Source organism: Tritonibacter sp. SIMBA_163 (genome assembly GCF_046535935.1).
Taxonomy (GTDB): Bacteria; Pseudomonadota; Alphaproteobacteria; order Rhodobacterales; family Rhodobacteraceae; genus Epibacterium; species Epibacterium scottomollicae.
In genome coordinates this window covers 1-264 of the sequence record NZ_JAWJBP010000603.1, presented here as the reverse complement: position 1 = coordinate 264, position 264 = coordinate 1, and the positions used below count along the sequence as shown (strand labels likewise).

Here is a 264-nt window from a genome sequence, read left to right as displayed (position 1 = left end):
CGTTGCGCCATCGATCTTCGCGGCTTCTTCCAGATCCTTCGGAATGCCATCGAAAAACGACTGCATCAGGAAGGTGGCGAAGGGCACGTTGAAGGCCGAGTAGACGATGACGAGGCCGAGCAGGCTGTTGGTAAGGCCGAGCGGCGCCATGATCTTGTAGATCGGCGCAATCAGCATCACGAGCGGAAACATCTGCGTCAGCAGCATCAGCGCCACGATCCAGTATTTGGCGCGGAAGTTGAACCGCGACAGCGCATAGCCGGA

The 264-nt window shown here is 58.3% G+C and carries 1 protein-coding gene; it reads right to left on the bottom strand.

Features of this window, described 5'->3' with window-relative positions; genetic code table 11:
• Positions 1 to 264 (bottom strand): ABC transporter permease subunit (locus tag R0J92_RS23720; protein ID WP_411053481.1); only part of this gene is annotated, 264 nt, incomplete at both ends.